Annotated in this window: 22 protein-coding genes; 7 read left to right on the forward strand and 15 right to left on the reverse strand. The window is 67.5% G+C overall.

What is annotated here, in order from left to right; all coding sequences use genetic code 11:
* Positions 1-1183: helicase-related protein (locus tag KDN32_RS12295; protein ID WP_211732566.1), on the reverse strand; the 1183-nt coding region annotated here is incomplete at its 3' end.
* Between the two features lie 162 nt (positions 1184-1345).
* Between KDN32_RS12295 and KDN32_RS12300 the strand changes: the two genes are divergently transcribed.
* Positions 1346-2476, forward strand: a complete 1131-nt coding sequence (locus KDN32_RS12300; protein WP_211732567.1) for a hypothetical protein — start codon at positions 1346-1348, stop codon at positions 2474-2476.
* Positions 2477-2556: 80 nt separating this feature from the next.
* On the opposite strand, the gene KDN32_RS12305 is transcribed toward KDN32_RS12300, so the two are convergent.
* The gene (locus KDN32_RS12305) at positions 2557-3012 is read right to left on the reverse strand and encodes a VOC family protein (protein WP_211732568.1); all 456 of its coding nucleotides are present in this window, start codon (positions 3010-3012) and stop codon (positions 2557-2559) included.
* A 103-nt stretch (positions 3013-3115) separates the two neighbouring features.
* On the opposite strand from KDN32_RS12305, the gene KDN32_RS12310 reads away from it, so the two are divergent.
* From KDN32_RS12310 to KDN32_RS12330, 5 genes are all read left to right on the forward strand, one after another.
* Complete coding sequence (locus KDN32_RS12310; protein WP_211732569.1) at positions 3116-4156, forward strand: helix-turn-helix transcriptional regulator; 1041 nt, start codon at positions 3116-3118, stop codon at positions 4154-4156.
* A 10-nt stretch (positions 4157-4166) separates the two neighbouring features.
* Positions 4167-5660, forward strand: coding sequence for an ABC transporter substrate-binding protein/permease (locus tag KDN32_RS12315; protein ID WP_211732570.1), 1494 nt, complete (start codon positions 4167-4169; stop codon positions 5658-5660).
* The gene (locus KDN32_RS12320) at positions 5657-6424 is read left to right on the forward strand and encodes an amino acid ABC transporter ATP-binding protein (protein ID WP_283093535.1); all 768 of its coding nucleotides are present in this window, start codon (positions 5657-5659) and stop codon (positions 6422-6424) included. Before KDN32_RS12315 ends, KDN32_RS12320 begins: the two co-directional genes overlap by 4 nt.
* A gap of 463 nt (positions 6425-6887) precedes the next feature.
* Positions 6888-7634, forward strand: a complete 747-nt coding sequence (locus KDN32_RS23340) for an RCC1 domain-containing protein (RefSeq protein WP_211732571.1) — start codon at positions 6888-6890, stop codon at positions 7632-7634.
* 397 nt (positions 7635-8031) lie between these two features.
* Positions 8032-9338, forward strand: a protein-coding gene (locus KDN32_RS12330; RefSeq protein WP_249216358.1) for an IS3 family transposase whose coding sequence is annotated in 2 segments (ribosomal slippage) — positions 8032-8311 and positions 8311-9338 — 1308 coding nt in all. Because the reading frame shifts where the segments join, the coding sequence is not laid out codon by codon here.
* 73 nt (positions 9339-9411) lie between these two features.
* Here the strand turns inward: KDN32_RS12330 and KDN32_RS12335 are convergent.
* The 3 genes from KDN32_RS12335 to KDN32_RS12345 all read right to left on the reverse strand — a co-directional run bounded on the left by KDN32_RS12335 (position 9412) and on the right by KDN32_RS12345 (position 10981).
* Complete coding sequence (locus tag KDN32_RS12335; protein ID WP_211732572.1) at positions 9412-10029, reverse strand: hypothetical protein; 618 nt, start codon at positions 10027-10029, stop codon at positions 9412-9414.
* A gap of 184 nt (positions 10030-10213) precedes the next feature.
* Entirely contained in the window at positions 10214-10558 is a 345-nt protein-coding gene (locus tag KDN32_RS12340; RefSeq protein ID WP_211732573.1) for a hypothetical protein, read from the reverse strand.
* A 51-nt stretch (positions 10559-10609) separates the two neighbouring features.
* Positions 10610-10981 (reverse strand): VOC family protein, encoded by a 372-nt coding sequence (locus tag KDN32_RS12345; protein ID WP_211732574.1) that lies wholly within the window; start codon positions 10979-10981, stop codon positions 10610-10612.
* Between the two features lie 58 nt (positions 10982-11039).
* Here KDN32_RS12345 and KDN32_RS12350 point away from each other — a divergent pair, with 58 nt between their 5' ends.
* Positions 11040-11492: a MarR family winged helix-turn-helix transcriptional regulator gene (locus KDN32_RS12350; RefSeq protein ID WP_211732575.1), complete on the forward strand. Its 453-nt coding sequence runs from the start codon at positions 11040-11042 to the stop codon at positions 11490-11492.
* A gap of 445 nt (positions 11493-11937) precedes the next feature.
* Here the strand turns inward: KDN32_RS12350 and KDN32_RS12355 are convergent, their stop codons facing one another.
* The 10 genes from KDN32_RS12355 to KDN32_RS12400 all read right to left on the reverse strand — a co-directional run bounded on the left by KDN32_RS12355 (position 11938) and on the right by KDN32_RS12400 (position 23343).
* The gene (locus tag KDN32_RS12355) at positions 11938-12780 is read right to left on the reverse strand and encodes a hypothetical protein (protein ID WP_211732576.1); all 843 of its coding nucleotides are present in this window, start codon (positions 12778-12780) and stop codon (positions 11938-11940) included.
* Positions 12749-13609 (reverse strand): hypothetical protein, encoded by an 861-nt coding sequence (locus tag KDN32_RS12360; protein WP_211732577.1) that lies wholly within the window; start codon positions 13607-13609, stop codon positions 12749-12751. The genes KDN32_RS12355 and KDN32_RS12360 overlap by 32 nt, the downstream gene beginning before the upstream one ends.
* A gap of 558 nt (positions 13610-14167) precedes the next feature.
* Positions 14168-15073 (reverse strand): tyrosine-type recombinase/integrase, encoded by a 906-nt coding sequence (locus tag KDN32_RS12365; protein WP_211732578.1) that lies wholly within the window; start codon positions 15071-15073, stop codon positions 14168-14170.
* A 178-nt stretch (positions 15074-15251) separates the two neighbouring features.
* Positions 15252-16307, reverse strand: coding sequence for a phosphorylase family protein (locus tag KDN32_RS12370; protein ID WP_211732579.1), 1056 nt, complete (start codon positions 16305-16307; stop codon positions 15252-15254).
* Complete coding sequence (locus tag KDN32_RS12375) at positions 16304-18754, reverse strand: GAP1-N1 domain-containing protein (protein WP_211732580.1); 2451 nt, start codon at positions 18752-18754, stop codon at positions 16304-16306. The genes KDN32_RS12370 and KDN32_RS12375 overlap by 4 nt, the downstream gene beginning before the upstream one ends.
* Positions 18751-19581 (reverse strand): TRAFAC clade GTPase domain-containing protein, encoded by an 831-nt coding sequence (locus KDN32_RS12380; RefSeq protein WP_211732581.1) that lies wholly within the window; start codon positions 19579-19581, stop codon positions 18751-18753. The genes KDN32_RS12375 and KDN32_RS12380 overlap by 4 nt, the downstream gene beginning before the upstream one ends.
* A complete protein-coding gene (locus KDN32_RS22470) occupies positions 19578-20549 on the reverse strand; it encodes a TRAFAC clade GTPase domain-containing protein (RefSeq protein WP_249217046.1) in 972 nt (323 codons plus the stop codon). Before KDN32_RS22470 ends, KDN32_RS12380 begins: the two co-directional genes overlap by 4 nt.
* Positions 20546-21721 (reverse strand): GTPase-associated system all-helical protein GASH, encoded by a 1176-nt coding sequence (locus tag KDN32_RS12390; RefSeq protein ID WP_211732583.1) that lies wholly within the window; start codon positions 21719-21721, stop codon positions 20546-20548. The genes KDN32_RS22470 and KDN32_RS12390 overlap by 4 nt, the downstream gene beginning before the upstream one ends.
* Before the next feature lie 229 nt (positions 21722-21950).
* Complete coding sequence (locus KDN32_RS12395; protein WP_211732584.1) at positions 21951-22679, reverse strand: hypothetical protein; 729 nt, start codon at positions 22677-22679, stop codon at positions 21951-21953.
* A gap of 16 nt (positions 22680-22695) precedes the next feature.
* Positions 22696-23343, reverse strand: coding sequence for a SatD family protein (locus KDN32_RS12400; RefSeq protein ID WP_249217047.1), 648 nt, complete (start codon positions 23341-23343; stop codon positions 22696-22698).
* Positions 23344-23352 lie beyond the last annotated feature (9 nt).

Here is a 23352-nt window from a genome sequence, read left to right on the forward strand (position 1 = left end):
GGTCGAGCAGCGCCAGGTCGTGCACGTCGCTCCCCCAGCAGGCCACCTCCAGCGCGAAGGCCGTCAGGTCGCCGGTGGCGATCTCCGGCTCGGGGTGGGCGGCGAGGTGGGCGTGCTCGGCCTCGGACCAGCAGCGGAACACCGTCCCCGGTCCCAGTCGTCCGGCGCGACCCGCCCGCTGCTCCGCCGCCGCGCGGCTCACCGCGACGGTGACCAGGGACGCCAGCCCGCGACGGTGGTCGGTGCGTGGCTCGCGGGAGAACCCGGCGTCCACCACGACGCGTACACCGGGCACCGTCAACGACGACTCGGCGACCGCGGTCGAGACGATCACGCGTCGGCGCGGACCCTCGCTGAGCGCCCGGTCCTGCTCGGCGGCGGGCAGCCGTCCGTGCAGGGCGTGCACGTCCGCGTCCACGCCGGCCAACCGGCGCACGGTCGCCTCGACCTCCGCGACGCCGGGCACGAAGACCAGGACGTCGCCCTCGCGCTCGGCCAGGGCGCGCCGCACGGTCGCCGCGACGTGGTCGTGGAAGGCCGGCGTGATCCCACGGTCGTCGGTCCGCCGTGAGCCCGCCGGCAGCGGGCACCACACCGTCCCGACCGGGTGGAGGGCGCCCGGTACGTCGATCACCGGCGCGCCGGCAGGGTCGAGCAGCGCGGCGGTCCGCTCGGCCTCGACGGTCGCCGACATCGCCACCAGCGACAGGTCGTCGCGGAGGTTGGCGCGGATGTCGACGAGCAGCGCCAGCGTCAGGTCGGCGTCGAGGTGCCGCTCGTGCACCTCGTCGAGCACGACGGCCCCGACCCCGGCGAGCTCAGGGTCCTGCTGGATCCGCCGGAGCAGCAGCCCCGTCGTGACGACCTCGACGCGCGTGTGCCGACCGCTGCGGCGCTCGCCGCGCACGGAGTACCCGACGGTCTCGCCGACCGGCTCCCCGATCAGCTGGGCGAGCCGCCGGGCGGCCGCGCGGGCAGCGATCCGACTGGGCTGGGTCACCACGACCCGCCCGTCGACGACCCCCGCCACCGCCGGCGGGACCAGGGTCGTCTTGCCGGTGCCCGGCGGCGCCTGGACGACCGCGACACGGCGGGTCCGGAGCGCCTCGACCAGCGCGGGCAGGCCCTCCGTGACAGGGAGGTCCGGCGGCGCGGCGAGCAGGCTGCGCAGCGGGTCGGACACGGGTGCAGTGTGCCCGACGACGGTGCACGCAGCGCCCCTGGTCGCGCAGCCGGGTCGAGGTCGTGAGTGGGAATCTCCGGCCGAACGCTCAGGGAGGGGCCACGCCGTCCGATCGGTGGGTCGACCCACTCGGGAACGCCACCATCCTCAGGAGAGGCCCGCATGCACCATCGTCTGACCTACGCCAACGTCGCATCCACCCTCGCGCTCGTCATCGCTGTCGGGGGAGGTGGGGCTGCGGTCGCGGCCGGACTGGGCAAGAACACAGTCGGCAGTGCGCAGATCCAGAACCGCTCGATCCAGACCGAGGACCTGGGTCTCGAGGCGGTCGGCTCCGGCATCGTCCGCAACGGGTCCCTGAACGGCGTGGACCTCCGCGACGGCACCGTCACCGGCGCCGACGTCGCCGGCGGAACGCTGACCGGTGACCACGTCGAGGACGGTTCGCTGTCCGGCGCGGACCTCGTGACCTCGACGCTGACCGGCGACCTCGTCAAGGACGGCTCGCTGTTCGGAACTGATCTCGCGAACGGCTCGATCGGGGCGGGCCAGGTCGCGAACGGGTCGCTGACCGGCACCCAGGTCCGGGACGGCTCGCTCGTCGGCGCTGACCTGGCGGACGGCTCGATCGGTGCCGACCAGATCGCGCCGCGCTCGCTGACCGGCGCGAAGCTCGCGAACGGCTCGATCGGTGCCGACCAGGTGGCGGACGGGTCGCTGACCGGCGCGAAGCTCGCGAACGGCTCGATCGGTGCCGACCAGGTGGCGGACGGGTCACTGACCGGCGCCCACGTGCGGGACGACTCGCTGACCGGCGACGACATCGACGAGAGCACCCTCAACCTGGACCTCGGCGGCACGACGTCGAGCCCGATCGTCGTGGCCAGCGCCCGCACCGCGCAGGCGACGCTGACCGCGGGAGCGAACCAGCTCGGCTCGGTCGTCCTCGACGCCCCGACCGCGGGTGTCGCGCTCGTGACCTTCCAGGCGGAGTTCAACGCTACGTCGGGCAGCCGGTACCTCGAGGTCACCCCGACCCGCAACGGCAGCAGCCTCGGCTTCTACGACTGGGACGCCGGCGACATCGACGGCTTCTCCGACCAGCGGCAGACCAGCTTCGCGATCACCCCGGTCACTGCCGGGTCGCACACCTTCGCCTTCTCCGTCACGGAGAACCGGGCCACCCCGTCGGGCTTCAGCCAGTACTACGGCGCCCAGATCGTGGTCCAGTACTTCCCGTCGGCCGCTGCCGGGGCAGCGCTCCCCGGCCCGTCGGTTCGGGCCAACCGCTGATCGCCTGACGGTCCCGGGTGGTCGGCAGCCGTCGACCACCCGGGCCGTCACGCCGGCGGGACGACCGTCGGCGGGCTGCGTCAGGCGGCGGTCACGCCCACGCTCCAGGTGACGCCGAACTGGTCGGTGAGCATGCCGAAGCCCGCACTCCACGCGGAGGCGGCGAGCGGCTCGACGATGTGGGCGTCGGCTGCGAGCCCGTCCCAGTAGCCCTGCGCCTCGGCGAGGGTGTCGGCGTTGACGGAGACGAACAGCGCCTGGTCGGTGATCGTGGTGTTGTTCTCACGGCGGGTGGTGGTGCCGCCCACGATGCTGCCGCCGGTCTCGCCCGGGATGTCGTAGGCCATGACGCGGAACCCGTTGTCGGCGGCCACGAGGCCGAACACGACGTGATCAGCACCGGGCACCTCGGCCGGCATGCCGAGGTCGGCGTACGTGGTGATGACGAGGTGACCGCCGAACACGGACTGGTAGAGCTCGAGCGCCGCACGCGCGTCGCCGCGGAAGTTGAGGTGGGTGGTGGTCTGGATGGTCATCGCTTGCTCCTTGAGAGGTGGGCGTGGCCGGATCGGCCTCGCACGAACTACTCTCGCGGGCATCTAGGACAGTTTTGGTCCTACACCTGACGAGACTCGAGACATGACCACGACGACTTCGCGACTGCTGCACCTGCTGTCCCTGCTGCAGACCCGACGCGACTGGCCGGGCGCGGTGCTGGCTGAGCGGCTGGAGGTCAGCCACCGCACGGTGCGACGCGACGTCGACCGGCTCCGCGAGATGGGCTACAGCATCCAGGCGACGATGGGCCCCGACGGCGGCTACCGGCTGGGGGCAGGCAGCGAGCTGCCACCGCTGCTGTTCGACGACGACCAGACCGTCGCCGTGGCGGTCGCGCTGCAGACCGCGCCCGCCGCCGGGGTCGGCATCGAGGAAGACGCCGTCCGCGCCCTCGCGACCATCCGGCAGGTCATGCCCTCGCGGCTGCGGCACCGGCTCGACGCGATCGAGGTCACCGCCATCGCCGGGCGCGTCGGCAGCGGCAGCCCCACTCGGGTCTCCACCGAGGTGCTCGTCTCCCTCGCCCAGACGGTCCGCGCCAGGGAGGTGCTGCGCTTCGACTACGCCGCCCGCGACGCAGACCCGGACGCCGACCACGACGTGGATTCGACCACTCCGCCGCGTCGCGTGGAGCCGCACCGCATCGTCACCTCGCACGGTCGCTGGTTCCTGCTGGCCTGGGACCTGGATCGTGAGGACTGGCGCCTATTCAGCGTCGACCGGGTCACGCCCCGCATCCCCACGGGCCCACGGTTCACACCACGGCAGGTGCCGGGCGGCGACGTCGAGGAATTCGTGTCCGCCCGCTTCAAGGGGCGCGACGTGAACGAGTGGGCCTGTCGCGGCACCGTCATCCTCGACCTGCCCGCCCGTGACGTCCTCCCCTTCGCCGGGGACGGCACGGTCCGCGCCCTCGACGACCACCGGTGCAGCCTCGAGATCGGCTCCTGGTCCTGGGGCTCGCTCGCTGCGTCCTTCGGCCGCTTCGAGGTGCGCATGGAGGTCGTCGAACCCCCGGAGCTCACCGACGCCTTCGCCGTGCTGGCGCAGCGCTACGCCGACACCGCCCGCACCGCACCTCCACGGGTGACCGTCGTCGACGCCCCCAACCGCAGCGACTAGCGTGACGTCAATGCAGCACCTGCGGCGAGTCCTCGCCCTCGTCCTCCTGGGCTGGCTCGTCGCAACCGTGGCCCTCACCGGCAGCGCGGCGTCTGCCGGGTCGGCGAGCAGCCCGGCGGAGGCGCGCACGGTCCGCGTCGGCACGGAGGGGACGTACCCGCCCTTCACGTTCCACGACCCCGACACCGACCAGCTCACCGGCTTCGACATCGAGGTGATCCGCGCCGTGGCCGACGAGGCCGGGTGGGACCTCGAGTTCGTCGAGGCTCCCTTCGACTCGATCTTCCCGGCGCTCGACTCCGGCCGCGTCGACGTGATCGCCAACCAGATCACCATCAACCCCGACCGCGAGGCGCGCTACCTCTTCTCGACGCCCTACACCTACTCCCGCGGAGTAATCGTCACCGCCGCCGGCAACGACGACGTGAAGACCCTCGACGACATCGACGGCCTCGTGGCCGCCGAGTCGGAGACCAGCAACTGGGCGCAGGTCGCCCGCGACGCCGGCGCCGAGATCCGCGTGGTCGACCAGTTCGCCCAGGCGGCCGAGCTGCTCGTGCAGGGGCGCGTCGACGTCGTCGTCAACGACAACATCGCGGTCCTCGACTACCTCGCCTCTACCGGGTCCGACGACATCGAGATCGTCGGCGACGCCGGCGACGAGGTCAGCCGGCAGGCGCTGACCTTCCGCCAGGACAGCCCGGAGCTGCAGCAGGAGGCCGACGACGCGCTCGCCACGCTCGCCGACGACGGCACGCTCGCGAAGATCTCGGAGACGTACTTCGGCGCCGACGTGACCGTCGAGGACGCCGCGGAGGTCACCGACGTGAAGGGCTCCGACACCCGCTCCACCACGGAGATCGTCCAGGACTCCGCGTGGCCGATGCTGAGGGCGCTGCTGCTCTACACGCTCCCGCTGACCGCTGCCAGCTTCGCCATCGGGCTCCTCCTGGCGCTCGTGACGGCCCTCGCCCGGATGTCGTCGAACCGGCTGGTGCAGCTGCCCGCACGCATCTACATCTCCGCCATCCGCGGCACCCCGCTGCTCGTGCAGCTCTTCATCTTCTTCTACGGCCTCGGGCAGGTCGGGCTCAAGCTGCCACCGCTCTGGGCGGCGATCCTCGCGCTCAGCCTCAACGTCGGCGGCTACGCCGCGGAGATCATCCGCGGCTCGATCCTGTCCGTCCCGCGCGGTCAGTACGAGGCCGCCACCACGATCGGCATGCGCTACCCGCAGCTGATGCGTCGCATCGTGCTCCCCCAGGCCGCACGGATCGCCGTGCCACCGCTGTCCAACACGCTGCTGTCGCTCATCAAGGACACGGCGCTGACGTCGATCATCCTCGTGCCCGAGCTGCTGAGGCAGGCGATGAATGCCGCCTCGTCGAGCGGGCAGTTCATGCCGCTCTACCTCTTCGCGGCGCTCTACTACTGGATCGTCTGCTTCCTCGTCTCGCAGGCACAGGGACCACTGGAGAAGCGACTCGGGAGGTACGCCGCATGAGCACCACCCCACTGGTCGAGGCCCGCGGGCTGCACAAGACCTTCGGTGACAACGAGGTGCTCCGGGGCGTCGACCTCAGCGCCGACGAGGGCACCGCCACCGCGATCATCGGTCCCTCGGGCTCGGGTAAGACGACCATCCTGCGCTCGCTCAACGTGCTCGAGGTGCCGGACCGCGGGACCGTACGCATCGGCGACGCGACGGTCGACTTCGGCGCGTCGGTCGACCGCTCCACCCGGCGTCGTGAGGTCGAGGCGCTGCGCTCGCACAGCGGCATGGTCTTCCAGTCGCACCACCTCTTCCCGCACAAGACCGTCCTGCAGAACCTCCTCGAGGGACCGGTGCAGGTGCAGGGCCGCGACGTCGAGGAGGCCACGACCGACGCCCGCCGGCTGCTGGACCAGGTCGGCCTCGCCGGCCGCGAGGACCAGTACCCCTCGCAGCTCTCGGGCGGTCAGCAGCAACGCGTCGGCATCGCCCGCGCGCTCGCCCTCAACCCGGAGGTCGTCCTGCTCGACGAGCCCACCTCCGCGCTCGACCCCGAGCTGGTCGGCGAGGTGCTGGCGGTCATCCGCGACCTCGCGACGTCGGGGTGGACCCTCGTGATCGTCACCCACGAGATCCGCTTCGCCCGCGACGTCGCCGACCAGGTGCTCTTCCTCGACGGGGGCGTCATCGCCGAGCAGGGTGGCTCCGAGGTGCTCTCCGACCCGCAACAAGAGCGTACGAAGCAGTTCCTGCGGCGGGTGCTCGAGCCGGGGTGAGCAACGTGTGCCGCGCGTGACGTACGCGGTCGGCGTGCATACGTCGGTGGTGCGATGCCGACAGCGCGAACCGCGGGTCCGCGGCGTCGTCCATGCTCCTATGCGGCGCGATGACTCAGGCTTGGTGGTCCCGAGCGCGGATCCGCCTACGGATCGGCGTCGTCACAGCCGATGATGGGTGGCATAGACATCAACGATCTCGAGCAGGCGGACGTCGAACTGGCCTCGCTCCTTCGAAAGTGTGAGGCCGTAGTCCGCGGCAGCAAGCTCTCGCCCTCGCGACAAACGCTCATGGTCAACCGAGTCGCCGCACTTCAGACCGCTCTCGAACTGGTCGCCGAGGCGAAGTCGCGCCGTGCAACCTGAAGCGCCGGCGCTCGCTGCAGGGAGGCGGCATTCAATCGGGCGTCGCCTTGACGGGACCGTACTTGCCGTTGGCAGCGATGCGGCGCACGAGTGCCGCGTGGAGACGTGGGACGCGATCGTCGCCGTGGCGGTGGGCAATGTTCATACAGCGAACAACACGGGGCGATCCCACACGATCGGCCTGCGATCGGACGGCTCAGTGTTGGCCGCGGGCTGGAACGACGACGGACAATGCGACGTGCTCGCGTGGCGGGGCGTCATTGCCGTTGCCGCAGGCTGGCGCAGAACCCTCGGCCTGCTCGACGATGGCACCGTCACTGCGGCAGGTCGAGGATCAGAGGGCCAGTGCGACGTGGCCCCGTGGCGCGACATCATCGGCGTGTCCTGTGGGGACTGGCACTCGGTCGCAGTGCGCGCCGACGGCACGGCTCTTGCGGTGGGCGTCAACCGCCGCCGACAATGCGCCGTCGAACGGTGGCACGATCTGGCCGCCGTCGCGGCCGGCTACATGCACACGCTCGGGTTGCGACGTGACGGACGAGTATTCGCCACCGGAGCCCGGACGACGGGTGCGTGCGATGTCGACAACTGGGAGAACGTCGTGCAGCTGGACGCGGGCAGCTATCACTCAGTCGCGGTCACTGCCAACGGGACCGCCCTCGCTGCTGGTGACAACAGCCACGGCCAGTGCGATGTCGCTGACTGGGAGAGCATCGTCGCGATCGCTGCAGGGTCCACCCACACCCTCGGCTTGAGAGTCGATGGCACGGTCTTGAGCACCGGAAACAACGCTGACGGTCAATGCACGACAGACGCCTGGACGGGCGTCCAGGTCTTTCGGTAGCGCCTCACCGGAACACGCGCCAACTCAGTTCCGCAAGCCCATCCCGATGTGGTCACGCTCCGCGTGACGATCCCGATGTGGTCACGCTCCGCGTGACGATCCCGATGTGGTCACGCTCCGCGTGACGATCCCGATGTGGTCACGCTCCGCGTGACGATCCCTTGTCGGACGGGTCAACCCGACAGCTGAGCGACCTCCACCGTCGTCTCAGAGGGTCAGCGAACGGGGCTGCCTGCCACCCTATCGACAGTGGCAGGCAGCCCCACGCCTCTCCCCCCGGAGAGGCTGCGCGAGTCGACACTGCGCTGTCACAGCATACGGCCAGGTACAGGCGGAGTTCACCGTGTGAATCGCCCTGGGTCTGGTGGAGGCTCTCAACCGATGGAGGATGAGAGTCATGGCGGCACCCAGGAAGTACCCCGACGAGCTGCGTGAGCGGGCCACTCGGATGGCGGTTGAGCTCCGGCAGAATCCGGCGACGAAGAACGGCGCGATCCAGCGAGTGGCCGAGCAGCTCGGCATGCATCCCGAGACCCTGCGCAACTGGGTTCGTCAGGCTGAGATCGACGGCGGTGTCCGGCCGGGTACCACGACGGCGGAGGCTGAGCGGATCGCGAAGCTCGAGCAGGAGGTCCGCGAGCTGCGGCGGGCCAACCACATCTTGAAGACCTCGGCGGCTTTCTTCGCGGCGGAGCTCGACCGCCCCACCAGCAGGTAGTGGCCTACATCGACGCCCACCGCGGTGACGTGGTGGATGGTCGTGAGGTCGGGGTCGAGCCGATCTGCGCGGTGCTGAAGAGCGCCGGCGTGCAGATCGCCCCGAGTGGCTACTACGCGGCCAAGAATCGGCCGCCCTCGGCACGCGCAGTGCGTGATGCTGAGCTGGTCGAGGACATCAAGGTCGCCCACCGGGCGAACCTGGGGGTCTACGGCGCGAGGAAGATCCATGCCGAGCTGAACCGCGAAGGGGTGCCGGTCGCCCGGTGCACCGTGGAGCGGCTGATGCGAGCCGAGGGGCTACGTGGGATCCCGCGGGAGAAGACCCGCAAGACCACGGTCGGTGACGGTGCTGAGACCGAGCGGCCCGAGGACCTCGTGAAGCGGAAGTTCGTCGCCACCGGCCCGAACCAGCTGTGGGTGGCCGATCTGACCTACGTCCGCACACATGCCGGGTGGACCTACGTCGCGTTCGTCCTTGACGTCTTCAGCCGGATGATCGTCGGCTGGCAGGTCTCGACCAGCCTGCGCACCGATCTGGCGCTCGACGCCCTCGACATGGGCCTATGGACGCGTCAGCGTGCCGGCCAAGACGTCACCGGCCTGGTCCACCACTCGGACCGTGGAGTTCAGTATCGAGCGATTCGCTACACCGAGCGGCTAGCCGAGGCCGAGGCCGTCGCGTCCGTCGGATCGCGAGGCGATTCGTACGACAACGCCATGGCCGAGGCGCTCAACTCGCTGTTCAAGGCCGAGTGCATTCGCAACCCGGTCATGCGACCCAAGGGCGGCTGGAAGAGCGTCACCGACGTCGAGATTGCCGTCGCCGAGTACGTCGACTGGTTCAACCACAGGCGCCTTCATGGCGAGATCGGGCTCGTCCCACCGGCCGAGTTCGAGGCCAACCACTGGGCTCACCAGCGGGCCAGCATCACCACCCAGAACTACCCTGAGACACCCGTCCTGGCCGGGGCAGGTTCCAAGTAATCGAGCCTCCACGAAACCCGGGGCGATTCAGTGATCAGACCGAGTGAGGTTTACTAGCGTGGTGTTGGCAACGTCACTTGCATGTCACTCTCGTGACGGTCAGCACTCGGCCGGTAGGGGTGTCCAGGAGGACGTTCTTGGGCGCGCCTGAGTTCAGACGGCTTTGGCCGGTTGTCGCGCCCGTCACGATCAGCACCTGGCCGGTCGCGGTGTCCATAAGGACATTCTTCGACGCGACTGAGTTCAGACGGCTTTGGCCGGTTGGCGCGCCCGTCACGATCAGCACCTGGCCGGTCGCGGTGTCCATAAGGACATTCTTCGACGCGACTGAGTTCAGACGGCTTTGGCCGGTTGGCGCGCCCGTAACGGTCAACACCCGGCCGGTCGCGGACTCCATGAGGACGTTTGAGGGCGCCCCTGAGCTCAACGGGCGGTACATGTCCGAGTTCATAGAGCTCAGAGAGTTCGTTTCGTTGCACGACACCGCGAAGGAACTTGCTGGCATCGTGGCGAAAACGGCGAACAGGGCGATGACTGCTGCTGCAAGCACGCGGTACCATTTCATGAGGAGGGCTCCATACATCTCTGCGACACGTTGCGGAGACCCGATGCACGCAATCACGAGGTCCTGCACCAGGGTCGAGTGACTAGTCTGGCAGCCGTGGAGACCGAAGGCGGCGAAGAACGTCACGCGTGTCTACCAACACTCGCAGTGAATCTCGTTCAACTGAGCCACCAAAAGGTGAGCTGGATGCGGCCCGACGTGCGAGCGATGACGGGGCGCCTGGATGATCGTGGCCTGCGGCGCAGCTGCGACCGTTGCGGACTCAAGTAGAGACGTACTTGGTCATGCTCCGTAGCGATCAGGCGCGTCGTCACCCGTCGTGGGCGTCCTGAGCGGCTCGGCAACGGCCAGTGAGAACGGCAAGCTCGGCAAACAGGGCGTCGTCGACCCGGGTGAAGTTGAAGCATGACTTGCCTTGCATGCGGCTGCGGAGGGCCGGGCTGAGGCCGTCGAGAAGCCCTGGGTCGCGATAGACCGGCATCAAGTGGTACGCGACTTGCGACTTCTTGCGCATCACGGCACCGAAGAACTCTGCAGGATCCTCCGGCGTCTCCAGGTACAGCTGCTCTGTGTCGTCGCGCGTGGCGACCAGACCCTCGGCTTGTTCGCGAAGTATGCCTGTAAGTCGACCGAAGACAGAGTCGAGATCAGACATCGGCGCACCTCCCGGCCGGGGACATTACTGGCGCAGGATACCGCTGTCGCCTCACGATTCCAGTTGAGCGAAACTGACCAGGCCCACGGTATTGCCCTCGGAGTCCGTGACGAACGCCTGCCACTCGGAGGTGCCAGCGGGACCGAGGGCATCGTCCTCGTGGCTGAAGATCTGGTGCGGCTCACTCACCACCTCGACCCGGTCGCGCAGTTCCTCGATGTGTGCTCGGACGTCCTCCGCTTCGAGGTAGAGCATCGACGAGGGCGCGTTCGCGTCGAGCAGCAGCCGGGTGCCGCCCAGGTCGAAGAACAACAGTCCCGGCGGATCGAAACGGCCGGTCGGCTCGGCGCCCAGCAGGTCGCCGTAGAACGCCGCCGCGCGGTCGAGGTCGGTGGCCCGGAGGGCAACCTGAACGAGTCTCATCCGCGACACCCCTTTGTTAGTGATGCGAATACTTGTTCGGCAACCTAACATGGGCCGCGTGGGCACGGAAGAGTTGAGCGAGGCCAGTCGACGGCTGAACTCCTTCGCCATTCACCTTCTCCGCGCGATGCACCGGGTCGACGCCGAGTCGGGGCTCACGTCTGCGCGGCTGAGCGCCCTGTCCGTCCTGCACTTCGGGGGCCCGCGAACGCTCGGCCGACTGGCTCGCGACGAGGACGTGACCAGCGCGACCATGTCCAGACTCGTCGACGCGTTGTGCGACCTCGGACTGACTGAGCGCCGCCCGCACCCCGACCACGGCGGCATGGTCGTGGTCTCGGCCACCGAGGCCGGCAGCGTGCTGATGCGCGCAGCCGCTCAACGGCGCATCGATGTCATCGTGGGGGCTCTCAACGACCTACCGGAGAGTGAGCAACGCCTGGTGCTCCGGGCCAGCAGAGCCCTCGGCGAGTTGCAGGAGCTCGTCCGCGAACGTGTGCGGCACCGCTAGTACGTGTAGCTGGCGCCGACACCGCGGTTCAGGGAAAGGCCGCCTCCGCGGTTCAGGGAAACTCGAGGCGCACGAGAATCCGATGTCATGTCGGTGCCGGAACGCTGTCAAGGTTCTCAGCCCGCTCAGTGACGATTCCGTGCCGTGCCGTACCAGTTCGAATTCGGCTTCCTCGACTACCAGACGGAACTGCCGGCCGCCGAGGCACTCTCCGCAGCGGGAACCTCAAGCGGGACGCTGACCGTCGCACTGTCCCTGCGTCGCATCCGACTGAGCCCCAGTCCCAGAAGACCCGTCCGGGTCGTGTCACCGGTACCGGTGGGCTGTGCGGCAACGCGCCGGTCCGCCCGAACCGGCGACGCTGCCGACAGGCGGCGGAATGACGCGCAGCATGACCTCGCCAACGGGGACCAGCCGGCATCTCGAAGGTGCTGCTTCCCAGGTACTAGCTCTCGGCGACGATCCCGTAGAACTCCGTGACCGCCAACACCGCATCGGCCGCAGCTTGGTCCAAGTCGGCGTCGGGATGGTCAATGAGCAACTGCGACACATATGCGTGAGGCCCAGGGGCGTCGGGGTCGGCGAAGTTGGCGCGAAGGTTTACCAACCAAGTGTGCATGCGGGTTCCTGGTGATGTCCCGAAGGTCTCGACTACCCGGTTTGCCGCGACGCGATGGCCGCCCTCGTTGTTGTGGAGAAGCACAAACGCGATGTCGTACCAGTCCTTAGGCTTGTGTCGACCGTGCGCCGCGGCGGCCTTCGCGATTAGGTAACCGGGCAGGCCGGCAACGTCGAGCCGAACGACCCTGAGCTCGCCGTCGACCTCTGCGCTGAACTCGCGCTCGACGGCACCCTCGGTGGCATACCCGGTACCGCGCAGGTTGACCGCGCCGAGGCTCTCGGCGCCGTCGAAATTAACGACAGCCTCTGCTCGCTCGTCATCGAGGTCTGCGAGGAGTTCGAACTTCACGACAGTCTTCTTGCCGTTCTCATCGACTTGGTTCCATCGCCAGACCTTGTCGTCAGACGGCTCGAAGTGCGAGTCCTTCAGCGCCCGCTCCAGGCGGGCCGCGTTCGCTGCGCCAGCTGCAATCTCGAGATTCACCTGGACGTCAACGTCAGTCGTTCCCGCGTGTAACCATTCCGAGTCCGAGCACAGCAACTCTGGAACAAGGCCACCGAGAAGCACGAAACCTGGCTTCGCCCCGTAATGGTACGCGACCCTGACTAGGGCGAGCTCGGCGGCGGCTCGCGCCCTACGACTTCGTTCCGGCTCCAACTCGCTCACTGAGCATCACCTCTCGCAGGTTGGTCGCAATGTCTTCTCCCCGTACACCGGTGGTTACGAGGTCTGCATAACACCTGGCCCACGGCACGATAGCGAGCCCGTCACGCCGTTTGCAGAGTCTCTTGGTCGCCTTCGTAGGGAAGGGCCGCAGTACGAGTCGCCCGCCACGAATGGGAGACAGATCGACTAGTCCTGCATAGGAGACCAGCTGCGGGTGAGTGTTGGCGTCGATGTATACGACAAGAGGCGCAACCTGGGTAGCGAACGGGGCAAGAGCTGCGGCAGCGACTGCGGACGTAGCCGCCCAGCTGACTTTGTGCTTGCGCCAACCTTCACCGATCTCAGCGATAGCGGTCATGGGGTCTCGGGCGAGCAGGCCTACCTGAATCTCGTCCTTCGGAACGAATTCGGAGGCGGCGGACGCGTAGCTGTCCAGGAGGGCGGCTGCGTCGGTCAAAGTGCGCGCCGACTTCCGTCCGCGAGCTGCATCTGCTTCCAGCAGTCCCTCGGCAGCGAGGAACGCTAGCGAAGCCGTCACCGTGCTGGACGACATGCCAGTCGCCTTGGTCACTCCGTCAACCGTTGGCCGTACTCCTTCGAGGAGTGCTTCCGCGACTCCGAGGTCGCTAGCCCGCCAGCGCACCTGTTTCGACGCGCGCTGCGGCGGCGCTGTTCGGCTGACAACCAAGAACGGAAGAATGATTTCAGCTGCCCCTGTCTCTTCAACCCAGCCAACCCCCGCTTCGGAGGCGGCTGCCCGGGCGCCTTCGGTCATCTTGGGCGCGACAATGACGTGGGGACGTGGGTGCCGGCTGAGGACGTTCTTCACGGCCGGGAGTGTGCCGGCACGCAGCCACTCGATCTCGATCGTTTGACCCGCAATGCTCACGAGCGCGTCGGGCCTCGCCGCGCGAGCTGACCAAGGTGCGGGCTCGGCTAGCGCCGATAACGGGGCAGACGGGGGAAGCACAGCACGCAAGCCTTCGATGGCTCTCTCGGCGCCCACGAGCATCTCCTTAACCTCGGTCGAACCCAAAATACCATTGCGTTGCGAGTTTTCGGGTTCCTACGACGTTTAGGCTCTCACCGACCCCGCAAGTGCCGGGGCCCGGGGGTGCGCAAGATGTACCTGAAGGTATACGCATACCAACCGAACCCTGGGTGCCTACGAGGGAAACCACACAACGACGTGCCGCAGCTGCTCTCACTACGTAGCTCCCCGGCGCCACTCTGGCGACCGCCCCTTCGTGAGCGAGAACCTAGAACCGCAGCCCACGGACGGATCGAAAACCGCTTGCTTCCACTCACTTCAGACCGGCCGCGCAGGACACCGCTCTGGCATGGTCATCGTGGGCTCTGCATGACGTCGTGATGTTGCCGCCGACCTCTAGACGCCAGCGACGTAGGCGGTGAGGAAGTGGACACCGTGGCGGTCGAGGTTGCCGCGGGCGCGGTCGTAGTGCTCGGTGGTGCGTGGGTCGGAGTGCCGGGCGAGGATCTGTGCGTCGCGGAGCGGGACGCCAGCGTCGAGGGCGTTGGTGATGGCGGCGTGGCGCAGCGAGTGTGGGCTGATGCGGCGCGGGATGGCCGCGGCTTTCGCGATGCGGGCGACCATCCGGTATGCGTCTCGCCTGTCGATGGGGTTGCCGGATACCGGGCGCAGGATGAGCCGTCCCTCGGTCCGGCGGCCGCGGCAGGCCTCGAGGACACGCAGCACGGGAATGGTGATGGGCATGGTGGCGGGCTTGTCACCCTTCCCGACGAGATGAAGGACGCGGTGTCCACGAAGGGTTTCGGCGTAGTCCTCGATCCGCACCGCGGCCGCCTCGGATGCACGCAGGGCGTTGATGCCGAGGAGGAACGCCAGCGCTCCATGGTGGACCGTGAGCGTCTGGGCAACTTGGAGGAAGCGGATGAGCTCTAGGCGGTCCAGACCTTGGGTCCGGGATTCGTCGCGGTACACCTTCGGCAGGCGCGCGTACACAGCTGGATCGGACACGATGACTCCGTCGATGTGGGCGTAGCGGAAGTAGCCGCGGACGGCATGCATTGACGTGACGACCGACGATGCCATCAGCCCGGCTTGTCCGAGGTGTCGGATGTAGAGCTCGATGTGGGCGCGCTGGATCCCGACGAGCGGGTCGAGTGCGTCGGTCTCGCACCAAGCGAACCAGCGTCGCAGCTGGGAGGAGTACAACGTGAGGGTGTGCCCTGAGTAGCGGGCGAGATAGGACACCGCAGCGAGGTGTGCAGGTGTCATGGCGTCGGGCTGGAAGGGAAGGAGGGTCGTCAACGGTGTCACCTGGCGGAGTCGGTCAAGCCCCGACCTGGTCCGCCGAGCGAGGACGAGGCGCTCGAACTGTCGCTAGGCCCGAGCCGCTACCCCTAGATATGGCACGAGAGGCATCGCGGCGGATTGACGCAGCCTTCGCATCTGTCCGCTGGCGCTTGCACCCCTTTGACGGTGGAGGCTAGGTCAGCCTGTTCAGGTGCTCGTTGTTGGGGTAGTCAGCGCGCATCTGAGTAAGAAGGGTGTCGACGGTGATGTCGCCGCCTCCGCCGTTCTCCAGCAGTTGCATTGCATGCCACCATCTAGTGGCGCCAGAGCCTTCGCGGTTTAGACGGGACGGGTCACCGCCTGAGCGCTCCCAGAGCGCATCCTGCTCGGGTCCGCCAGGATAGAGACGCCTTGCCACGGACACGAGCTGGTTAATCCGGTCGGTGGGTGGTGGAGCTACTAATTCTGAAGCGGCGACCATTGTGCTCGAGGCGAGTCGGTCGAGGAGGTCGAAGAGGAACGCGGCGCTGTTAGCCGCCGCGAGTGGTTGGGACCCGCCGGCGTCGGCATCGGCTTTGTGCGCCATGAGGTCGGAGATGCCTCGGATGGCGATAGTTTTGGCGCGTTCATTGGCGGCTCCGCCGCGCAGCGCTCCGAAGTCCTCCATGTCCACGGCGATGGCATCGGAGAACGTCTGGGAGATGATTTGAGCGACTTCGGCGCGTTCGTCGACGACAACTTTCTCGCCAACGACGATGGGGCCGACGAAAGAATCGGGTTCGCGTCCTGTTCCTGGCCAACTGCCTCCGCTGCCCTTGGCGCGCCCCATCCACGCGTTGTCTGCGGACACAGCCCGGGCGAGTTGTAGCACTGAAGAGCTGACCGCGGCGAAGTCGGGTCGGGGCTTGAACTTGTCGGCTGCCTTGCCCCCCTCGACCCAGTAAATCTTGCTGGAAGCGACGACGTCGCCGATCGCGACGTCTTTGACGCCTCCGGCGATGCCGAACATGACGATGTACTCGGGGCGGAACGTCTCATCGGCCTTGGCAGTTAGGATTCCTGCACTGACGTTCCCCGGGCCGGTTTCGATGATGGCGATGCATTGTCCGGGGCTGGACGCGCTGGTGCCGATATCGGCTGCGAGACCGGAGGCCGTTTCGGTTTCGACGTTAGTAAGGTGTTCGCGGACCGCGAGCCTCTCGAGTTTGAGGGCGGTGACGACGAGGACGTTGATGTCGGTGCTGGTCATCGTTGGGTTCCGTTCTCTGTCGTCTTCTTCAGGGTCAGGAGCTGCTGATTGGTTGGGTAGTCCTCGAGCATGGATGCGAGAAGGTTCTCGAGGGACGGTGCTCCCTTCCTTCCAGCAAGGACGTCTTGGAGAGCGCGGCCCCAGGTCAGCCGTCCGGTCTTGCCCGTAACGAGATCGGCGTCATTACCCCCCGCTCGCTCCCACACTGCCTCGGTCGACGGGCCCTGCTTGTACAGCTGGGAGGCAACGTCGGTGAGTGCGTCGTGTAGTTCGCTTGTTGTGATCTTGGGGACCGGCCTTCCGGAACTCATGTATCTGGTGAGCCGGTCGAAGAACCCAAACATGCTGTCCACGGCTGCTGCTGCTTGAGCGAGGTCGGATCGGGCGGCGCTCAACGTGATGATGCGTTCGGCCGCGTAGCGCCAACGACGCGTGCGGACGAGGTTGCTGAGTGTTGCTTCTTCCGTTGGGGTGAAGATGCCGTTCTCGATGACGGTGATGGCGTTGCTGGCGGTGGCGCTCAGGACAGACGACAACAAGGTGAGGGCTTGGGCTGTGGATTCCCGAGACACAGATCCGAGCAGTGACGGGGAAAGTACCGTGGCGACCAGGGGCTGCTCGATGGGTGTGTCGCCGTTCTTGAATGATCTTGCGACGGTCTGTGCGGTCGCCTCCTTGAACCCCGTGATTGCCACCAGCGGTAGCTTGGACCAGACCGACGCACGGCTCGGGTAGGTAGCGATGTCAGCGGACGTGGTGTGTGACAGTGACTCGAGCACCTTCGGTTCGACATCGTCTCCTGCGACGAGGAGGTCGAGAAGCGGTACGACTGCGTCGGCGGGCTGAACCGATGCCCACGGATCGCCGCCAGCCCTCGTGGCCGCGAACCACAACGTGCGGAAGCCGACGTCGCTGATATCGCCCTGGCGCAGCAGCGAGGGGTCAGCGACGATGAGTTGGGCGGCGCGGTCGAGGAGCTGACTATCACCCAGTGCGACCGCAGCGGCAACAACGCCAGCTTCACCGGTCCGAGCGGCGAGGATGTCCTCTGCGGAGGTCTTGCGGGACGGAAGCGCGATTTGGTCCTTCCACGCAGACACCGGGTCCGCGACAGGCACCGACAACGCATGCGCGTTGGGAAGGCGCAGTTCTTGGGCGGAGGTTTGCATCCATGGCGGCACCGGGTGGCCGGAGGTGACGTTCGAGAAGATGGCCTCGTCGATGGCTTGGGCGGTTCGGACATTGACGAGCCAGGTCAACGCACCGGCACCGTCGGCCGCCATCAGGGTTGCGCCTACTAGGCGCCCGACGTGGCCATCTTCGATGGCTGCTGAGATGGCTGACTCCAGCTCTCTGAGAAAGGCGTCGGTTGCCTCGGAAAGCACCGACGTCGCAGCCGCCACCACCTCGCTGGTGCGGATAACATCAGGGACAGTTGCCGCTGCCCATATGTCGAACAGCTGGCGACGCACGCCGCTCTCGTAGGCGTGCCACGGTAAGCCACGTAGTCCTCGGACGTCGACGAATGACGCAGTCGCCGTCAGTTTCGAGAGATGCTCCAAGACCGCGTTCTTCACTTCGGCGCCGTGTTCGGGGTCGGGTTGGATGAGACCAAGGAGCTGCAGCAGGCCCCGGGCGCCCTCGTGGTCCAACGTCGGTAGGCGGTCGAACAAGGTGGCGGCGGTGGCGAGGTGGCGCCAGGTGGCGAACTCGACATGGCCCAGGCCGAGCCGGTTGGCGAACCGGTCGGCGATGCCAGCGTCGTCGCCGAACATGGCATCGCGGACCGGGTCGAACGCCTCGGCGGATTCGGCAGACGCGGTCGGCCAGTCCGCCCACCGGGCGAGGGCGCTGGCAGCGGTCCTAATGAACAGCAGGGATTCGCCCTCAGTCGGAGAGGAGATGCGGTCGGGGTGTGCGGCGGCGCCGACAACCAGTCGCGGCCGGTCGTGGGGGCGAAGGTGCGCCCACATGCACGCGACCGCCTCCTCAAAGCCGGCGCCGGCCCAAACCACGCGACCTTTGCCGATGAGTGCAGACCCTGCGGCCTTTGCGCCAGCCGGGTGGGTGTGAATTCCCTGTTCGGCGGTGCCGATGACAAAGGCGGACGCATTGAGCGGACTGTCGACCGGAATGGGCTCACTGAGGGTGTCCCACAGGGCGTGAAGGTCCAGCGTTTCTACCGCGGCAGTCGGAACGACGGCTGCGGTAGTGACGACCATGCCGGCACGGTCCGCGGTGACATCTGCGGCGGTCGATGTGACGATGAAGGTCTCGCCCAGCCGGTACGCGGAGACGAACGGTTCAAGATCGAGGCCCTCACTGAGAGCCGGGGCGTCTGTTCGCCACACGATGGCGGCCAGGATGGTGTTATCTACGCCGCTGTGTCCGACGACGTCGTGTGCGCCGGACTTGTTACCGAAGCGCGCGAGATGGAATTCGGTCATTCCACCGCAATCAATTTGGTCAGGTCGGGGTCGCGTGCCCCGTCCTCCGACACGAGCCAGCCCATGGCGCTCGGGCCCTCGTCAATGAACTCAACGTCAGGATTGGCTTCGGTAAGCGCCCGGCCCTGCGCGGACAGACCGAGAACACGGTAACGCGGGCCGAACGTCGTCGTGCAGTAGGAGTCGAGGAGCGCCAGTTGGTTACGAATCACCTGCGAAGGCATGGTGTCGTCGGGGTAACCGAGTTCGTCCCAGCACGAAAGTGCGACCGTGACACGAAGGTCGTTGGTCACTTCGAGCTGGGTGCGGCCGTGCTGGAGAAGTTGCAGCAGTTCGACAAGAAACATGTCGATCGGCAGTTTCTGAACATCAGCACCTGCGGCCCGTTCGGCTGAGGCACTGGCGAGCTCGCCGACGGGTCGGCTCACCAGGTCAGGCATGTCGGGGTGTAGGGAGAGGCGAACCATCACGACCCAGTGGTCGCTAGTCGCCGCTAGGTCGCGCCACCGGTCTGGCAGCCGCAGGGAGTCTCCCACTCGACGCAAATCTTCACCTGCGTAGTCGGGAACAGTGATGTCCCACTCGCGGCCCGTGTGGTTCTCGACGAGAGGGAGGGTGAGGCTGGTCTCGGTTCCGTTCGCAGTATGGGCGGCGGGGCGCCCGGTGGCGAGGCGGGCGAGCCCGTCCTTGATGGCGACCAGCGAATCGACGGCTCCACGCAACTGCATCTGGCCGTCGCCGTCGAACACGCGACCGTAGAGCTGGAGCAGGTAGGTGGACTTGCCGGAATCCGGGCCGCCTAGCACTAGGACCTGGCCGCTGTTCATCGGCGTCCTCCGCGCAGTTGAACTGCCATCTGACGCACCCACTTTTCTGGGTCGCCGGTGCTGGCGTATACGGGGCGCAACGCCGCCTCGATGGCCGAATCGATCGGCTCAACGATGGACGAAAAGGTCTCTGGGTCGTGCGCGGAGACCTGCAGGGCTTCCATCTCGAAGTACTTGCGATTGACCCTATTGATCGCTTCCAGCATGTTTTCGGGGACGCCGACGTCGGCCTTCGAGAGGACCGGGATGACCGGACGTCCGGCGGCAGCAGTCCGAAGACGAATGGCGAGCGACTGGTAGTTCACGCGGGCCTGGCCACGCTCCGCGCCGCGGAGTGCATCGCCGTCGGCGAGGAGGAGGAAAGCATCCGCGTGGTCGGCCACCCACTGAGCGCCTTCGGCGAGGGCAGGTTCTTCGGCCCAACGGGAGAACCACTCGCCCGGTGCGTCAGTGAGCAGAAGGTGGAACGGGCGGGCGCCGTCAGCTGCATCGTCGTGGTTCGAGTACGCGACGTGTAGGAGCGCAGGGGAGCGGACATCCGACGAGGAGGTGTGTGGTGGGAACCCGGAGCCAACCGGCTGCCACTGTAGGTGTCGTGCAATCTGGTGCCAACCCATCAAGCTATAGGACCCGGCGAACGACCGGCTGTACCTTCCCAGTCCGCGACGGGCAGCAACCCAGTGGGCAGCGAGCAGGGTGGTCTTCCCTGAACGCGCTGCCCCGACGACACCGACCACGTGCGGGCGACTCTGTGCGGCAATCGGGAACACGTCGGTCAGGCCTAGCGCGAGGCCGGACCACGGGAGTCGCTGGCCCTGCGTCACCTCCTGCTCGGGCGCTGGAGCGCCCTCCGGCGCCGGGACCGCTAGGTGTTCGCACCCTGCAACGTTGCCCAGTACGCAGAGGGTGTCCGGCGCGTAACAGTTCTCGCGGCTGCAGGTGGCGGCGCCGCCCGCTGTGGTCGTCATGATCGGTTGGTACCGGTTCCGCTGAGACGTCGAGCCTGAAGATCCCGGAACAGCAGCACCGCGGCACGGCTGGCCGTCATGTCCTTACTCCGTGCCAGCAACTGGGTCTCTGCATCGGACTGGGCGGCGTCAAGAACAAGTGTTGGAGTGTGCCTGCTACCAGCTGGGAGGCTGTCGGCAGCCCCTGACAGATCTTCGATGGAGACTTTCGCGTCGCCAGTGGCCGTGGCAACCACGCCGGACAGCAGATGTTCGGCTGCCAGGGGCGCTACCTCAGGCATTAGCAGGTGCAGGTCGTATGCCGCAGCGACCGGAACTTCGGCCGGTTGAAGGTCGGAGTACCCGACTCGACGCGTCGGGCTGAACGCCGTGCGCTCCCACCACAGGAGTTCGCCCCGCAGGCGCGTCGACTCAATGGCGTTCTCCTGGGCCGCAAGGATCTCGCGCAGCTTTTTGCCGAGCTCGCCAGCGAACGTCCGAAGGTCCTCGTTCGACTGACGGAGCGCCTTCGCGGAAGCAACCTCAGACGCGCTTACTAGCGCCTCAACATGAGCCGGGTACTCCGGCATCATGGCTATGGCGAAGTGCTGCCAGTTGTTCGACGCTACGAACGCGGCCGCGTTCTCGCGCGCGGTTGTCCCCGTGGGTGTCGTGATGCGATCGTCGACGACCTTCGAGACAGAGGGCATCGTCACCTTCGATGACACCGACACAGGGGACCAAGACGCTTGAACGCTTTCCCACGCGGCGTCGTCCCACGTCTTCAACAAATCACCTAGCGGCTCAGCCCAGCTCCCCGCCGGCAGCTCCTCCAATGCGGTGCGTAGCGAGTACCAGGCGGCGGTGAGAATATTTGAGTCGTCCTCGGCCGCTGTCGCGACCGCTGCAAGCGTGATGGCACGGAGTAGCGACAGCGGCGGCCCGTCGAACGCGTTGCGGACCGTCTCCCACTGCGCTGCTAACTCCTCGTACGCTTCTGTGAGCGGGTCGGTTTCAGCGCCGCAGTCCTCATCGACGGCGGCAACGACGGCGTGCGGCACCAAGGAACGTAGGTCGCCCTTGAACCGCTTACCGAGCGCCAGAGCGGCGTCCCGCACCATCGCGAGCCGCTCTTCCCCCTCACCGATCTCGGTCAGGAGCCTCCGGTGGAGAAGCTCACCAATCAGATCCATCGGTCCCCCATGTCACGCAGTTCAAACTCGGCCGATCCGTCGCGACACGGTAGCAACCGGCGCCGACACGCCGCACACAACTGAAGAGCACAACAGGACATAGCAAGCGTTGCTTGTTGACTATCGAGTCCCTGGCTGGTCGTCGGTCCGGTCACTCGATGATCACTGTCCGGCGGCCGCTGGCTTCCGCCGATCTGGCCTGCGTCATAGTGGGCGGACTGCCCCACTCCTACATCAGCAGCACGTACGACCCGAGCGCGACGAGCCACGACACGAACGACCCGAGCAGGAAGTACTCCGTCATCTCGTGGACCGTCTGCTGCTCGTGGCGCGAGGACAGCTCGGGGAAGCGCAGCAGGCCCTTGGCCGCCACCACGATCGACGCGGCGGTGACCTGGCCACCCATCGCCAGCGCGAGGATGAAGACCCGCTCGAGCGGACCGAGCAGCCGACCGCCCTTGAGCTGGGTGGGCGGCATGCCGCCGTCCTTGCGGGGGTTGATGGTGCCGGTGGTCTTCAGCACCAGCCGGACCAGCACGTTGCCGGTGGAGAGCTGGACGCCGAACGCACCGACCACCAGCAGGAACCGGTCGGGCGTGACGCCGGCGAGCACCGGGACGGTGACGTGGTCGAGCCAGCGCCCGAGCAGGCCAGACGCCTCCGGGGCGAAGCCGGAGCAGACCACGGCAGCGCCCACCGCGAGGACGAACAGCGTGAGCGGCAGCCACGCCGGCCCCGGGTGCCGGAAGCCCCACGTGACGGTGAGGTCCCACAGCACCACGACCGCGGCCACCACCAGCAGCGCGGCCACGTCACGCCCGGAGGTCAGGCCGGCGAGCAGCCCGGAGACGAGCGCCACCAGTCCCCCGACGCACCCCGGCAGCACCGGCGTGCGCCGCACCGAGTGGGTCAGGTCGGTGACCGCGAAGCCGATCAGCAGGATCCCGAGCCAGCTCATCGTCGTCCTCCCTCCGTCACAGTCCGCGCAGCATCTCGTCGGCAGCCAGCACCACGCCGATGCCGTCGGCCCGCACCCGCTGCGACACCGCCGAGGGGCTGATGCCGAGGTCGTCGGCGATCTCCTGCTGCTGCCTGCCCCTCAGCAGACCATCCAGCACCGACATCGAGCGCGGCGACAGGCCGGAGACGACCTGGTCGCGCGTCATCAGCGCGGCGTTGACCAGCGCCGGCGGCGGACCGTCCTCGCCCTCCGCCGCGGCGTACGCCGTGCGCACCCCGCGCAGCGGGGCGCGGCGCTCGTAGTCCTCGGCCGTGTCGACGGCCGACCGCGCGGCCCACCAGCCGGGGCCGTCCTCGACGCGCGGCTCGTCGGCCAGCACCTGCACGCCTCCCCACCCGATGCCCTGGCGCACGTCGACGTCGGGCAGCAGCGCGAGCCGCAGGCGCAGGGTCGCGGCGACCGCGTCACCCAGGGTGGCGAAGATGCCTTGGAACTCGTCGCCGACCCCGATCCGGAGCGGCACCGGTGGCGCGAAGGTGGCGTTGACCTCCGCGACCGCGCGGGCGAACCGCTCGTGGACGGCGGCGCGGTCGGCGCTGCGGCGCGAGCCCACCAGGTCACCGATCACGGTGACTGAAGGTTCGAGCTTCATCTCGCTCATCTGAAGAGC

The sequence above is a fragment of the Nocardioides palaemonis genome (assembly GCF_018275325.1).
Lineage (GTDB): Bacteria > Actinomycetota > Actinomycetes > Propionibacteriales > Nocardioidaceae > Nocardioides > Nocardioides palaemonis.